The sequence below is a fragment of the Streptomyces sp. NPDC018947 genome (assembly GCF_044390505.1).
In the GTDB taxonomy this organism is placed as follows: Bacteria; Actinomycetota; Actinomycetes; order Streptomycetales; family Streptomycetaceae; genus Streptomyces.
The window spans coordinates 360,328-375,781 of record NZ_JBIRZD010000004.1 but is presented as its reverse complement, the minus strand read 5'-3'; the positions used below and the strand labels follow the sequence as shown (position 1 = coordinate 375,781).

Sequence of the window (15,454 nt, the reverse complement as noted above, 5' to 3'; positions counted from 1 at the left end):
ATCTATGTCGCGGGTCCTGGTCTGGCCCGGGGGTATCTGGGCCGGGCGGGGCTGACCGCGGGCCGGTTCGTCGCGGACCCGTTCGGTGGTGCGGGTGAGCGCATGTATCGGACGGGTGACCGTGGCCGGTGGCGTGGGGACGGGCAGCTCGACTTCCTGGGCCGGGTGGACGAGCAGGTGAAGATCCGGGGGTTCCGGATCGAGCCCGGTGAGGTGGAAGGCGTGCTGGCCGGGCATGAGGCGGTGGCCCGGGTGGCGGTCGTCGTGCGGGAGGACCGGCCCGGGGACCGGCGGCTGGTGGCCTATGTGGTGCCGGCCCACGGGCAGGGTGACGGGCTGGAGCGGGAGCTTCAGGAGCATGCGGCGCGGGTGCTGCCCGACTACATGGTCCCGGCGGCGGTGGTGGTGCTGGACGAGCTGCCGCTGAACGTGAACGGCAAGCTGGACCGTCCCGCCCTGCCGGTTCCGGACTACGCGTCCCTGGTGTCCAGCCGTGGGCCCCGGACGCCGCAGGAGGAGATCCTCGCCGATCTGTTCGCGGAGGTTCTGGGGCTGGAGCGGGTCGGTGTCGACGACGACTTCTTCACCCTGGGCGGACACTCGTTGACCGCGACCCGCCTCGCCGGACGGATGAGTGCGCTGTTCGGCACCGACCTCGGTGTCCGCGCGGTCTTCGAGGCGCCGACCGTGGAACGGCTCGCCCAGGCCGTCACCGCCCGACTGGCCGGAGGCGACCAGGCCGCCCGGAGAACGCTGGGAGCGGTGGCGGAGCGCGGGGAGCGGGTGCCGCTGTCGTACGCGCAGCAGCGGCTGTGGTTCATCGACCGCCTCGATCCGGCCACGGGCCTCTACAACGTGCCGTTCGCCGTGCGCCTGGCCGAGCGGCTCGACCCGGGTGCCCTGCGTGCCGCGCTGGCGGACGTGGTCGCCCGGCACGAGTCGCTGCGGACGGTGTTCCCCGAGGAGCGCGGCGCCGCCTGGCAGCACGTGCTGCCCGCCGACCAGGCGCGGGTGCCGCTCGTCGAGCGTGACGTCGCGGCGGAGGACCTGGAGGAGTCCCTCGCCACGGCCGCGTCCGAGGGTTTCGACCTGGCGGACGGGCTTCCACTGCGGGCGTACCTCTTCGCCGTGAGCGACGGATCGAGTGTGCTGCTGCTGTCGGTGCACCACATCGCGGCCGACGGCTGGTCGATGGGGCCGCTGGCGCGGGATCTGTCCCAGGCGTACACGGCACGCGTGGCGGGTCGGGCACCGGTCTGGACTACGGCGCTGCCGGTCCAGTACGCCGACTACACCCTGTGGCAGCGTGCCCTCCTCGACGAGGACGCCGTCGGTGCCGAGCAGCTCGCCTACTGGCGCGAGGCGCTGCGGGGCCTGCCCGCCGAGCTGGACCTGCCGGCCAGCCGCCCCCGCCCCGCCACCGCGTCCCACGAGGGCGGCCGTATTCCCTTCACCTGGGACGCGGAGCTGCACGCGGGGGTGGTGGAGCTGGCCCGTGGCAGTGGTGTGTCGGTGTTCATGGTGGTGCAGGCGGCGCTGGCGGCTCTGCTGACGCGGCTGGGCGCGGGGACGGACATTCCGTTGGGTGCTCCGGTCGCGGGGCGGACGGATCCGGCGCTGGACGATCTGGTCGGGTTCTTCGTGAACACGCTGGTGCTGCGGACCGACACCTCGGGGAACCCGACGTTCCGGGAGTTGCTGGAGCGGGTGCGGGAGACGGACCTGGCGGCGTACGCGCACCAGGACCTGCCGTTCGAACGGCTGGTGGAGGAACTCAACCCGGAGCGGTCGCTGGCCCGCCACCCCCTCTTCCAGATCGCCCTCACCCTCCAGAACGACACCCCGGACAGCCTCAGCCTCGCCGGAACCGACGCGGAACCGATCGCGGTGCGGCTGGCGAAGGCCAAGTTCGACCTGGCGTTCAATCTCCGTGAACAGCACACGGCGGACGGGCGCGGCGCGGGGCTGACCGGGCTGCTCGAATACAGCGTCGACCTCTTCGACGAAGAGACCGCCCAGCAGTACGTCCAGCGTCTCGGCCTGCTCCTGCGCGCGGTGGTCGCCGACCCGGAGCGCGCCCTCGGCCGCATCGACCTCGTCACCGGCACCGAACGCCGCCGGCTGCTGGAGGAGTGGAACGGCACCGGGACGCAAGGCGGCGATGGGACGCTGGTCACCGCCTTCGCCGAGCAGGCCGCGAAGACCCCCGACGCCGTCGCGGTGGTCGAGGGGACGGAAGAACTCACCTACCGGGAGCTGGACGCCCGCGCCAACGCCCTCGCGCACCGCCTCGTCGGCCTGGGCGTGCGGCCGGACACGCCGGTGGCCCTGTTCATGGACCGGTCGGCGCACCTCGTGGTCGCCATCCTGGCCGTGCTCAAGGCCGGCGCGTACTACCTCCCGCTCGACGGCCGCCACCCCGCGGCCCGCCTGCGGATGATGACGGAGCAGGCAGGGGCCGAAGTCCTCATCGCCGACGTGGCGAACCGGCACGCGGACTTCGTCGGGACCTGCACGGACGCGGGCGTCGCCGTCATGGTCCTCGGCGAGGACGGCGTACCCGCCGAGAGCGCGCCGAGCGCTCCCGACGTCACCCACGCACCCGACCGGCCCGCGTACGTGATGTACACCTCCGGGTCGTCCGGTGTCCCCAAGGGAGTGGTGACGACCCACAGGGCCGTCCGTGCGCTGGCCGCGGACCGCTGCTGGCGGAACGAGGGCGGCCAGGACCGCGTGCTGCTGCACTCCGCCCACTCCTTCGACGGTTCGACGTACGAGCTGTGGATCCCCCTGCTGTCCGGGAAGCAGGTCGTCGTCGCCCCGGCCGGGGAACTCGATGTCGAGGTGCTGAGCCGGCTGATCGTGGACCACCGGGTCACCAGCGTCTTCCTCACGACCGCGCTCTTCAACCTGCTCGCCGACCTGCGTCCCGAGACCTTCCGCGACGTACGTGAGGTGTGGACGGGGGGCGAGCAGGTGTCCCCGGCGGCGTTCCGCCGAGTGCTGGACACCTCGCCCGGGACGCTCGTCGTACACGTCTACGGGCCCACGGAGACGACGACCTTCGCCACGTACCACCCGGTGCGGCAACTCCCGGACCGGCTCGACCGGTCGATACCCATCGGCCGGCCCATGGACGACACCCGGGTCCACGTCCTCGACGCCGGGCTGCGGCTCGTGCCGCCCGGTGTCCCCGGCGAGATCTATGTCGCCGGTTCCGGTCTGGCCCGGGGGTACCTGGACCGGCCCGGGCTGACGGCCGGGCGGTTCGTCGCCGACCCGTTCGGTGAGCCGGGGTCCCGGATGTATCGGACGGGTGACCGTGGCCGGTGGAGTGCGGACGGGCAGATCGAGTTCCTGGGCCGGGTGGACGAGCAGGTGAAGATCCGGGGGTTCCGGATCGAGCCCGGTGAGGTGGAAGGCGTGCTGGCCGGGCATGAGGCCGTGGCCCGGGTGGCGGTGGTGGTGCGGGAGGACCGGCCCGGGGACCGGCGGCTGGTGGCCTATGTGGTGCCGGCCGACGGGCAGGGTGACGGGCTGGAGCAGCAGCTTCAGGAGCATGCGGCGCGGGTGCTGCCCGACTACATGGTCCCGGCGGCGGTGGTGGTGCTGGACGAGCTGCCGCTGAACGTCAACGGCAAGCTGGACCGGCCCGCCCTGCCGGTTCCGGACTACGCGTCCCTGGTGTCGGGGCGTGGGCCGCGTACCGCGCAGGAGGAGATCCTCGCCGATCTGTTCGCGGAGGTCCTGGGGCTGGAGCGGGTCGGTGTCGACGACGACTTCTTCACCCTGGGCGGTCATTCGCTGACGGCGACCCGTCTTGCCGCGCGGGTCGGTGCGCTGTTCGGGGTCGATCTGGGTGTGCGTGCGGTGTTCGAGGCGCCGACGGTCGAGCGTCTGGCCCAGCACCTGTCCGTCCTCCTGGCCGGTGGGAACGACGCGGTGCGGGAGCCGTTGCGTGCGGTGGCGGAGCGTGGGGAGCGGGTGCCGCTGTCGTACGCGCAGCAGCGGCTGTGGTTCATCGACCGCCTGGAACCCGCCACGGGCCTCTACAACGTGCCGTTCGCCGTGCGCCTGGACGAGCGGCTCGACCCGGGCGCCCTGCGTGCCGCGCTCGCCGACGTGGTCGCCCGGCACGAGTCGCTGCGGACCGTCTTCCCGCAGGCCGGCGGCGTGCCCTGGCAGCGGGTGCTCCCGGCCGGGCAGGCGCGGGTGCCGCTCGTCGAGCGTGACGTGGCGGAGGAGGAGCTGGAGCGGTCCCTGAGCGAGGCGGCGTCCGAGGGCTTCGACCTGGCGTCCGAGGTCCCGCTGCGGGCGCATCTGTTCACCGTCGCCGACGGGTCGTGTGTGCTGCTGCTGGTGGTGCACCACATCGCGGCCGACGGCTGGTCGATGGGGCCGCTGGCGCGGGATCTGTCCCAGGCGTACACGGCACGCGTGGGCGGTGAGGCACCGGTGTGGCGGGCCGAGCTGCCGGTCCAGTACGCCGATTACGCGCTGTGGCAGCGTGCCTTCCTGGGTGAAGGGGGCGACGGCGCCGCGTCCGCGGCCGCCCGGCAGCTCGAGTACTGGCGCAAGGCCCTGGAGGACCTGCCCGCGGAACTCTCCCTTCCCCTCTGCCGCCCGCGCCCCGCCACGGCCTCGCACCGGGGTGGCCGGGTGGTGGCGCGGTGGGACGCGGAGCTGCACGCGGGGGTGGTGGAGCTGGCCCGTGGCAGTGGTGTGTCGGTGTTCATGGTGGTGCAGGCGGCGCTGGCGGCTCTGCTGACGCGGCTGGGCGCGGGGACGGACATTCCGTTGGGTGCTCCGGTCGCGGGGCGGACGGATCCGGCGCTGGACGATCTGGTCGGGTTCTTCGTGAACACGCTGGTGCTGCGGACCGACACGTCGGGCGATCCGACGTTCCGGGAGTTGCTGGAGCGGGTGCGGGAGACGGACCTGGCGGCGTACGCGCACCAGGACCTGCCGTTCGAACGGCTGGTGGAGGAACTCAACCCGGAGCGGTCCCTGGCCCGCCACCCCCTCTTCCAGGTCCTGCTGACGCTGGAGAACGTTCCCCGGGCCGAGCTGCTCCTCGGCGGCGGGACCGGCGCGGCCCTGCCCATCGAGTCCGACGTCGCACGCTTCGACCTGGCCGTCAGCGTCCGCGAAGGCGTCGCCGAGGACGGCTCACCCGGTGAGATCGTCGTGGGGTACGAGTACAGCGCCGACCTCTTCGACCACGACCTGGTCGAGCAGGTGGCCCGATGGCTGGAGCGCCTCGTGCGGGCCGTGACCGCGGATCCCGGCATCCGGATCGGGTCCGTCGGCCTGCTGTCGCCCGAGGAGCGGGCCCTCGCGCTGGGCGGAGCCACGGCCGCCACGGACGGTGTGCCGGCCGTCGACGGGACGCCTCTGCCCGTCCGGTTCGAGAGGCAGGCGTCCGAGACCCCGGACGCCCTCGCCGTGCTGTCCGACGGCGGGCGGCTCACCTACCGGGAGCTGAACGCCCGCGCCAACCGGCTCGCCCGGCTGCTGATCCGCCGCGGAGCCACCCCGGAGTCGTACGTCGCGGTGGTCATGGAGCGGTCCTGCGACGCCCTGGTCGCCCTCCTGGCGGTCTTCAAGACGGGCGCCGCCTACCTGCCCATCGACCCCGCCCACCCGAAGGAGCGCATCGCGCTCGTCCTCCAGGACGCCCGCCCGTCCGTGCTGATCACCACCGACGCGATGGCGCACCTGCTGCCCTCCGCACCCGGGGACGGGCGGACGGCCCCGGCCCTGCTGGTGCCGGACCGGCCGGACGACACGGCGCTGATCGCCTCCCAGCCGGACAGCGACCTCACCGCCGCCGAGCGCGGCGCGCCCCTGCTGCCGGCGAGCCCCGCCTACGCCGTCTACACCTCCGGCTCCACGGGGACGCCGAAGGGCGTCGTGATGACATCGGCGGCGCTGACCAACCTGGTGGCGTGGCACCAGGCGGACTTCCCCGGCGGTGAGGGCGTCAGGACCGCCCAGTTCGCCCCGCTGCACTTCGACGTCTCGATGCAGGAGGTCTTCTCGGCGCTGCTGACCGGGAAGACCCTGGTCCTGCCCGACGAGGAGATCCGCCGGGATCCCGCGCAGGTGGTCCGCTGGCTGGAGCGCCGGTCGGTGCGGGAGTTCTTCGCGCCCTGGCCGGTGATCGACGCGGTGTGCGAGGCCGCCGTGCGCCACAAGGTCGCGCTGCCCGAGCTGACGGACGTGTCCCAGGCCGGTGAGGCGCTCGTGCTCTCCGCGGGGATCCGGCAGTTCTTCGCGGAACGGCCCGGAGTCCGGCTGCACAACCACTACGGCCCGTCCGAGACGCACGGGGCGACCGCCTTCACGCTGCCGTCCGGCGCGGAAGGGTGGCCCGCCGCCGCGCCGATCGGCCGCCCCATCCCCCGCGTGCGCGTGTACGTGCTGGACGACGCGCTCCAGCCGGTGCCCCCGGGCGTTCCCGGCGAGCTGTGCATCGCCGGGCCGCAGCTCGCCAGGGGCTACCTCGGCCGCCCGGGCACGACCGCGGAACGGTTCGTCGCGGACCCGTTCGGGCCGCCCGGCGCCCGGATGTACCGCACCGGAGACCGGGCCCGTATGCGGCCGGACGGGAACCTGGAGTTCATCGGCCGGACCGACCACCAGGTGAAGATCCGCGGCTTCCGCATCGAGCCCGGCGAGATCGAGGCGGCGCTCAAGCGCCACCCGGCCGTGTCCCAGGCCGTGGTGACCACCCAGCGGACGCGCTCCGGGCCCGCCGAGAAGGTGCTGGTCGCCCATGTGGTGCCGGCGGAGGCCACCGGGGGCGCACCGGACCAGACCCTGCGCGCCCACCTCGCCGAGACCCTGCCGGACTACATGATCCCGGCGGCGTTCGTCACCCTGGACGCGCTCCCGCTGCACCCGAACGGCAAGCTCGACCGCAAGGCGCTGCCGCCCGCGAAGCTCACCGCCACCGGACGCGGACGGCTGCCGGCCACGCCCGAGGAGGCGGTGCTGTGCCGCCTGTTCGCCGAGGTGCTGGGCACCACGGGGGTCGCCGCGGACGACAACTTCTTCGAGCTGGGCGGACATTCGCTGCTCGCGGCGCGCCTGGTCGGCCGGATCCGTGACGAACTGGGCGTCGACCTGTCCGTGCGCACCGTCTTCGAGGCGCCGACGGCCCAGCACCTCGCGGCCGCGCTCGACGGGCGGGTGACCCGCAGCGGACTCGAAGTGGTGCTCCCGGTGCGGAGCCACGGCACCCGGCCGCCGCTGTTCTGCCTCCACCCGGGCGGCGGCATGGGATGGATCTACACCCGGCTGCTGCCCCACCTCCCCGCCGACCAGCCGGTGTACTCGATCCAGGCACGCGGCATGGCGGACCCCGACGAGCCGCTGCCCGCCACCCTGGAGGAGATGGTCGAGGACTACGTCGACCAGATCCGCACGATCCAGCCGTACGGGCCCTACCACCTGACGGGCTGGTCCTTCGGCGGAGTCGCGGCCTACGAGGCGGCGGTGCAACTCCAGCGCCAGGGACAGGAAGTGGCCCTGCTCGCCCTGCTCGACGCGTTCGCCCTCGGGGACGGCGGCGAGGCGCCGCCCGCCCGGGAGGTCGCCGAACAGGCCGTCCTGAGAGCCCTGTTGCACTCCATCGACTACGACGTGGAGGGCCTGAACGGCCGTCCGCTGCGCCAGGAGGAGGTCATCGACATCCTGGGCCGCTCCGACGGCGTGCTCCAGGGAATCGACGAACGCCGCATTCGCGGCATCATCGAGGTCTTCTTCAACAACATCGGGCTGCGTGTGAACTACACCCCCGGGAAATACCGGGGCGACATGCTCTTCTTCACCGCCACCCGTGACCGGGACCCCAGGGTGCCCGAATTCGATGTCTGGTACGAGGTCCTGGACGGCCACGTCGAGAACCATGCGATCGACTGCGGCCACCAGGACATGATGCAGCCCGAACCGCTCGCGGAGATCACCGCTGTGATCGCGCAGGCGCTGCGGGAACTGAATCCGACGAGTGAGGGAGAAAAATGAGCGACTTCGACTACGACATCGGCATCATCGGCGGCGGCCCGGCCGGTTCCACGATGGCCTCCTATCTCGCCAGGGCGGGAATATCCGCGATCGTTCTGGAGAGCGCGGAATTCCCCCGGCCGCACGTCGGGGAGTCGCTGGTGACCGCGACGACCCCGGTGCTCCAGGAGATCGGGGCGCTGGCGAAGGTGGATGCCGCCGGGTTCCCGAAGAAGTACGGAGCCGCCTGGACGTCCGCGGCCAAGGAGACGGTGCCGGAAATGGGCTTCACCGGCATGACCCAGGGATTCAGGCTGGCGAGCGTCGAATTCCAGGAGCGCGACCAGCCCGGCGTCGACCAGGCGTACACCTACCACGTGGACCGCGGGAAGTACGACCAGCTCCTGCTGCGGCACGCGGCCGAACTGGGCGCCCACGTCCGGGAGCGGACCCGTGTGCAGGACGTGGAGTTCACCGACGACGGCGTGGTCCTCACGGCCGTCGGCGACGAGGGCACCGACCGGCTGCGGGTGCGCATGGTCGTGGACGCAAGCGGCCGGCAGACCATGCTGGGCCGCAAGAAGAAGCTGAAGGTCCCGGACCCGGTCTTCAACCAGTACGCCATCCACACCTGGTTCGACGGGCTGGACCGCGAGGCGCTCGCCGACGACCCGGAGCAGCAGGACTTCATCTTCATCCACTTCCTGCCGGTGAGCGACACCTGGGTCTGGCAGATCCCCATCACCGAGACCACGACCAGCGTCGGCGTGGTGACCCAGAAGGCCAAGGTGAAATCCTCCGGAAAGGAGCGGGAGGAATTCTTCTGGGAGTGCATAGGCACGCGTCCCGAACTCCGCGCGGCCCTGGAGAAGGCCGAACGTGTCCGCCCCTTCAAGACGGAGGGCGACTACAGCTATGGAATGAAGGAAGTCGTCGGTGACCGGTGGGCGCTCATCGGTGACGCCGCCCGCTTCGTCGACCCGATCTTCTCCAGTGGTGTCAGCGTGGCGATGAACAGTGCCCGGCTGCTGGCGAAGGACATCATCTCCGCCGTCGAACGCGACGATTTCAGCAAGAAGAGCTTCGATGAATACGAGCGGGTGTTGCGTCGCGGCGTCAGCAGCTGGTACGAATTCATTTCCATCTACTACCGGTTGAACATCCTGTTCACCGCGTTCGTCCAGGACCCGCGTTACCGGCTGGACGTCCTGAAGATGCTCCAGGGTGACGTCTACGGGGAAGAGGAGCCCAAGGCTCTGACCCGCATGCGGGAAATCGTCCGGCGTGTGGAGGAGAACCCGGACCACCTGTGGCACCCGTATCTGGGCACATTGCGCGCTCCCGCCGCGGCGCCGCTCTTCTGAGCCCGACGACCCCTGCACTTTCCGCACGGACGATCGAACACAGAACGGAGCCCCAACAGTGAGCAATCCCTTCGACGACCCGGACGGCTCTTTCCTGGTGCTGATCAACGACGAGGCGCAGTACTCGCTCTGGCCGGCCTTCGCCGAGGTTCCCGGCGGCTGGAAGGTGGCCCATCCGGAGAGCGACCGGCAGACCTGCATGGACTTCATCGAGAGGGAGTGGACGGACATGCGACCCAAGAGCCTGGCCGAGGCCATGGAGGCGAACGCGGCATGAGCGGGACCACGGTGGCGCAGGCGGCGCCGACGACGACGGTGACCCAGGTGTTCAACCACGCCATCACGGCGTCCGCGATCAGCGCGGCGTGGGAGACGGGCGCCTTCGACGCGCTGCGCGGGTCGGAGTCCCTGGACGCGGACGAGTTCGCGGCCCGCGAGGGCCTGGACGCCCGTTCCACGCACGAGCTGTTCCGGGCGCTGGCCGCGGCGGACATCGTCACCCGCGACGGTGCACGGATCCGGCGCGGCCCCAACTTCGAGGAGGCGGACCGGTCCAAGTCGCTCTTCCACTGGATGACCCGGGGCTGCGGTGAGCTGTTCAGCACCCTGCCGGCGCTGGTCCGGGAGAAGAACCGGGTGGGCTCCTTCTACCGCCGTGACGCGGCCGCCATCAGCGTCGCCTGCCGCGAGATCAACGCGGAGTGGTGGGATCCGGTGTTCTGGCCGGTCGTCAGCCGACTCGACTTCACCTCCGTCGCCGACCTCGGGTGCGGCAGCGGTGAACGGCTGATCCGCCTCGCCCGGACCGGGCCCGAGGTCAAGGCCCTGGGCATCGACTTCGCCGCGGGCGCCATCGAGGTCGCCACGGCGGCGGTGGCCCAGGCGGGCCTGTCGGACCGGATCAGCCTGGTCCAGGGCGACGCCACGGCGCTCGAACCCCGTGCCGAGTTCGCCGGGGTCGACCTGCTCACCTGCTTCATGATGGGCCACGACTTCTGGCCGCGGGCGGAGGCCGTCGCCTCGCTGCGCCGCATCCGCGAGGTGTTCCCCGACCTCAAGCACTTCCTGCTCGCCGACGCGACCCGCACCACGACGTACCCGGACACGGACATGCCGGTCTTCAGCATGGCCTTCGAGCTGGCCCACGCCGTCATGGGCGACTACCTGCCCACGCTGGAGGAGTGGCGCCCGGTCTTCGAGGAGGCCGGCTGGCGGTGTGACGGGGAGTACCCCATATCCGTCCCGGCCGACAGCGTGATGTTCCACCTCGTTCCCAACTGACCGGAGCCCGCGGACCCAAGGCCCACCCGGCCCGGCCCGGCGGACCGGGTGGGCCCGTGTGCGGCGTGACCACACCGACGAGAGATGTGTCTGCATGGATCAGGACTTCGCGAAGTACGAGGCGCTCGGCAACGACTACCTCGTCATCGACCCCCATGCCGCGTGGACGGACCTGACTGCCGGCACGGTGCGGATGGTCACCGACCGAAGGCGCGGCGTCGGCGCGGACGGCGTGCTGTTCGGCCCGCTGACGGACCCCGACCCGGACGACGGGGCCGCCGGCCCCGGCACCGCGGGACGCGTGTTCGGACTGCGGATCTTCAACTCCGACGGCACGCCCTGCGCGAGGAGCGGCAACGGCATCCGCATCTTCGCGCGCTACCTGCTGGACCGCGGCTACGCCGGTGAGGACGTGTTCACCGTCCGCACGGACGCCGGCCCGACCACCGTCCAGGTCCTCGACCGGGCCACCGGCCTGATCCGGCTCGCCCTGGGCCCCCTGTCGCCGTCGAGCCGGGACGTCGGCGCCACAGGTGCCGACCGGCCCATGCTGGGCGAGACCCTCGTGGTGGACGGGGAGGACGTCGAGATCACCTGCCTGTCCGACGGCAACCCGCACTGCGTCGTCGTACGGGAGGAGGTCACACCGGAGCTGGCCCATGAGCTCGGGCCCCGGATAGCCGGCCATCCCGCCTTCCCCTCACGCGTCAACGTGGAGTTCGTCCAGGTGCTGGACCACGCCACCGTGCGCGCGGAGATCTGGGAACGCGGGGCGGGCTACACCCCGGCCTCCGGCAGCGGTGCGTGCGCCGCCGCCCGCGCCGCCCAGCTCCTGGGCCTGGCCGGGGAGAAGGTGACCGTCGAGATGCCCGGCGGCAGCCTGGAGGTGGAGACCGCCGACTCGGGGGAGGTGTTCGTGACGGGCACCGCGACACCGGTGGTCACGGGCAGGTGGGCGCCGGACTTCCGTACGCGGCTGGAGGGGGGGCCCCGGTGACCGCCCACCAGGTGCAGTTCCTGCTGCTCGACCTCGCGCTGATCATCGTCTGCGCCCGGGCCGCCGGACAGCTCTTCCGGCGGCTCGGCCAGCCACCGGTGCTCGGGGAGATCACCGCGGGGATCCTGCTGGGCCCCACTCTTTTCGGCCAGTCGGTCACCGACGCGCTGTTCCCGGCGGACGTACGGCCGCTGCTCGCCGCACTGGCCAACGTGGGTGTCGCCCTGTTCATGCTCGGCGTCGGCATCGACCTCAACCGCGACCTGCTGCGCGGCGGCCAGCGCGTCGTGACCACGCTCGCCACCACCTCCATGGCGGTGCCGTTCGCGGCCGGGACGCTGGTGGCCCTCTACCTCGCCGAGCGGCACGCCCCCGAGCAGCGGCTCGGGTTCGTCCTCTTCATGGGCGTGGCCATGTCCGTGACGGCCTTCCCCGTACTCGCCCGCATCCTCGCCGACCGCGGCCTGAACCGGACCCGGCTGGGCGGGATCGCCCTGTGCGGCGCCGCCGTCGCGGACGTCCTCGCCTGGTCGATGCTGGCCGCGGTGATGGCGGTCGTCGGACGGGACGGGCAGGAGCCGTGGCGCCTCGCGCTGCTGCCCGTGTACGTCGCGGTCATGCTCTGGGCGGTACGCCCCGCCCTGCGGCACCTGGAGGAACGCGGACGGGTCCGGGACCGGGGGTCGGCGCTCACCGTCGTGCTCACCGGGCTGCTGCTCTCCTCCGTGGCCACCGAGTGGCTCGGCCTGCACTTCCTCTTCGGGGCGTTCCTGTTCGGCGCGGTCCTCCCGCGGGGCACCGGCGAGCACCTGCGCACGACGGCGACGCAGGAGACCCGGCAGGTCACCCTGGTCCTGCTGCTCCCCGCCTACTTCCTCCTCGCCGGCCTCAAGGTCGATCTGTCCGCGCTGGACCTGGGCGGCTTCGGGGAGCTGGCCCTCGTCCTGGTCGTCGCCATCGTCGGGAAGTCCGCGAGCGCCTTCGCGGCGGCCCGCCTGCACGGACTGGGGAACCGCGACTCGGCGGTGCTGGCCACCTTGATGAACACGCGGGGGCTGACCGAACTGATCGTGCTCACCGTCGGCGTGGAGACGGGGATCCTCGACGGCGGCCTCTACTCGATGATGGTGGTCATGGCGCTGGTCACGACGGCGATGGCGGGCCCGGTGCTGAACCGGCTCCTGCGGCCGGGAAGCGACGGGACGCCGCCGTCCCCGGCCAGGGCCGCGGCCGCCGGCGAACCGCTGTCCGAGCGCCGCGTCACCAAGGAAGCGGGATGAGCGTGGGCGGGTGGCCGTGAACAGTCCCTGTGGCCGCGCCCGGCGCGAGCGTTCCCGTACATTCGGGTCCCGTCACGGCAGCAAATCGCGGAAGGAGCCGAGAGGGTGCGAGCAGCCCTGCTGACAGTCACGGGTGTGAGCCGCACCTTCGGCGAGCGTGAGGCGCTCAGAGCCGTCGACCTGGAGGTCGCGCCGGGCGAGTGCGTCGCGCTGCTCGGCCCCAACGGCTCGGGGAAGTCGACTCTGCTGCGCATCGCCTGCGGCCGGGACCGGCCCACCACCGGCGAGGTCGAGTTCGACGGCGTGCCGATGAGCGAGGACGACGTGCGGGTCCGCGCCCGCGTGGCGGTCGTCGGCGACGCCCTCGGCTGCTACCCCGATCTGACGGTGCGCCAGCACCTCGAACTGGTCGCCGTGGCCCACGGGGTGCCCGAGGACCGGATCGACGCGCTCCTGCGCGAGCAGCGGCTGACCGGCCACGCGGAGTCGCTGCCCAGCGCGCTGTCCTCCGGGCAGCTCCAGGCGATGCTGCTCGCGTCGGCCCTGCTGCGCCCCCGTGACCTGCTGGTCCTCGACGAGCCGGAGCAACGGCTCGACCCCCGCGCCCGCGGCCGGCTCGCGGACGTGCTGCGGGCGGAGGGCGACAAGGGTGTGGCGGTGCTGTTCGCCACGCACCAGCCCGAGCTGGCCCGGGTCGCGCAGCGCGTGATCGCCCTGGAGGACGGGGCCGTGGTCGCGGACGGCAGCCCCGACGAGGTCCTGACGGAGGCGGGCACGTGAGCCGTACGGCACTGGGGACCGGGATCGACGAAGGCGCGGAGGCCGGGCGGAACGACGTCGTCGCGGACCGGACGGCCGAGACGACGCAGTGGCTGCGGGCCCGCCGCGGCGCCGGACGGGCCCGCCGGTTCGCCTATGTGTCGTACGTCGCCCTGGTGCTGCTGCTCGGCTGGTACGGACTGTTCGTCATCGGGCTCTTCCACGAGATCGGCCACCGCCGGCCGCTGGCGGACAGCGCCGGCGCCGTCGCCCGGACGCTGCCGTCCGGTCTGGTCCTCGCGGCCCTGGCGGGGATCTTCCTCACGGTGCGCGACGCGCTGTGGCGCGGTCCGGTGATCCTGCCGCGGCCCGACGTCGACTGGCTGCTCGCGCTGCCCGTACGGCGCCGTCCGGTGCTGCTGCCCTGGTTCGCCCTGTCCGCGGGGATCTGGGCGCTCGCCGCCCTGCTGCTGGGCTTCGTCGGCGCACTGCTCGTCGCGGCCGCCGACCTGGGCCGGATCGGCCTTCTGGCCCCGGCGTTCCTGGGCCCCGCGGTCTGCCTGGCCCTGCTGGCCGTGGCCGGGGCGGCCGTGGTGGAACGCTCCCGGAAGGCCGCCGACCTGCTCCACCGGGCCACCCCGGTCCTGCTGCTCGCCGTCCTGCTCAGCGCCGTACAGACGGGGGCCGCCGCGCAGGGGCACCGCTCGAAGGTGCTGGAGACGGTCGAGCTGTGGTCCGGTCCGTGGGGCTGGGCGGCGCAGCCCGTGCTCGCCGCCGCGGGCCGGTCCGCGCCCCTGTGGCCGATGGCGCTCGCCCTGCTGGTGGCGGCCACGGCGGCCGCCCTGGTGTACGCGGGGAAGGTCGTCGACGAGGTGCCCGTCGCGGTGCTGCGGTCCCGGGCCAGGGCGTCGGGCGGGGTGCTGGCCGGCATCCTCGCCGTGGACATGCGCTCGGTCCGGCTCTCCATGACCGGCGGCCTGGAGGTCCGCGGCCGCGGGCGCGTCGAACGGTGGGCGGCCCGGCTGTCCCCGCCGCGCTCGCCCGGTCTGCTGGTCGCCTGGCGCGACGTGCTGGGCCTGCTCATGGCGCCCAGGCGGCTCGGCCTCATGGTCCTGCTGCTCGTGCCGGCCGGCGCGGCCGCGGTCGCCGCCGCCGGGACGCGGGGCGGGACGGCGTACCTCGCCGCGGCACTGGCCGCGCTGCTCGGTTACTTCGCCGGGTCGCAGCTCCTGGAGCCGGCCAGGCTCGACGCCGACGACGTACGGCGCACGGCGTGGTCGCCCCGGCCCTACGAGCGCCTCGCACTCGAGCACGCGCTCGTGCCGGCCCTGGTGCTGGCCGCCGCCGGGTGCCTGCTCGCCGTACCGGTCGCGCTGTCGGGCCACGCCACGGCACCGCTGATCGTGCTCGCCGCCGCACCGGTGCTGGTCGCCGCGGGGCTGCTGAGCGCGTACCGGTCGCCGGTGCCCGTGTGGGTGCTGGCGGGCGGTCCCCTGCTCGCCGACGCCGGTCCGATCCTGGCGATGCTGTGGTATGCCGTCGGTCCGATGGCCGGGGTCGCGGGGCTCACCGTGCTGCTCGCCGCGCCCTTCCCGGGCGGTGTCCCGCAGGCGGCGGATCCACTGGGCCGCGTGGCGGCGTGCTGGGTCCTCGCCCTGCTGATGTTCCGCTGGGCGCTGGGGCGCGCACGCCGACGGGTGCGGCCCTGACGCCCCAGGACCGACAACGAGCCATTTTCCGCTCGTGCCGGATGCCGGTCACGATTG

The 15,454-nt window shown here is 72.8% G+C and carries 8 protein-coding genes; all 8 read left to right on the top strand.

The window, feature by feature from the left end; genetic code table 11:
* The 8 genes from ACH499_RS11940 to ACH499_RS11905 all read left to right on the top strand — a co-directional run bounded on the left by ACH499_RS11940 (position 1) and on the right by ACH499_RS11905 (position 15,397).
* The gene (locus ACH499_RS11940; RefSeq protein ID WP_399015156.1) at positions 1-8,028 is read left to right on the top strand and encodes an amino acid adenylation domain-containing protein; all 8,028 of its coding nucleotides are present in this window, start codon (positions 1-3) and stop codon (positions 8,026-8,028) included.
* Complete coding sequence (locus ACH499_RS11935) at positions 8,025-9,371, top strand: NAD(P)/FAD-dependent oxidoreductase (RefSeq protein WP_356206032.1); 1,347 nt, start codon at positions 8,025-8,027, stop codon at positions 9,369-9,371. Before ACH499_RS11940 ends, ACH499_RS11935 begins: the two co-directional genes overlap by 4 nt.
* A gap of 58 nt (positions 9,372-9,429) precedes the next feature.
* Positions 9,430-9,648 carry an MbtH family protein gene (locus ACH499_RS11930; protein WP_356206031.1) on the top strand — a complete coding sequence of 73 codons (219 nt, stop codon included), beginning with the start codon at positions 9,430-9,432 and terminating at the stop codon, positions 9,646-9,648.
* Positions 9,645-10,652, top strand: coding sequence for a class I SAM-dependent methyltransferase (locus ACH499_RS11925; protein ID WP_356206030.1), 1,008 nt, complete (start codon positions 9,645-9,647; stop codon positions 10,650-10,652). The genes ACH499_RS11930 and ACH499_RS11925 overlap by 4 nt, the downstream gene beginning before the upstream one ends.
* Before the next feature lie 94 nt (positions 10,653-10,746).
* Complete coding sequence (gene dapF / locus ACH499_RS11920) at positions 10,747-11,649, top strand: diaminopimelate epimerase (protein WP_399015153.1); 903 nt, start codon at positions 10,747-10,749, stop codon at positions 11,647-11,649.
* Positions 11,646-12,929, top strand: a complete 1,284-nt coding sequence (locus ACH499_RS11915) for a cation:proton antiporter (protein ID WP_399015151.1) — start codon at positions 11,646-11,648, stop codon at positions 12,927-12,929. Before dapF ends, ACH499_RS11915 begins: the two co-directional genes overlap by 4 nt.
* Before the next feature lie 105 nt (positions 12,930-13,034).
* Positions 13,035-13,709: an ABC transporter ATP-binding protein gene (locus ACH499_RS11910; RefSeq protein ID WP_399015149.1), complete on the top strand. Its 675-nt coding sequence runs from the start codon at positions 13,035-13,037 to the stop codon at positions 13,707-13,709.
* Entirely contained in the window at positions 13,706-15,397 is a 1,692-nt protein-coding gene (locus ACH499_RS11905; RefSeq protein ID WP_356206025.1) for a hypothetical protein, read from the top strand. Before ACH499_RS11910 ends, ACH499_RS11905 begins: the two co-directional genes overlap by 4 nt.
* Positions 15,398-15,454 lie beyond the last annotated feature (57 nt).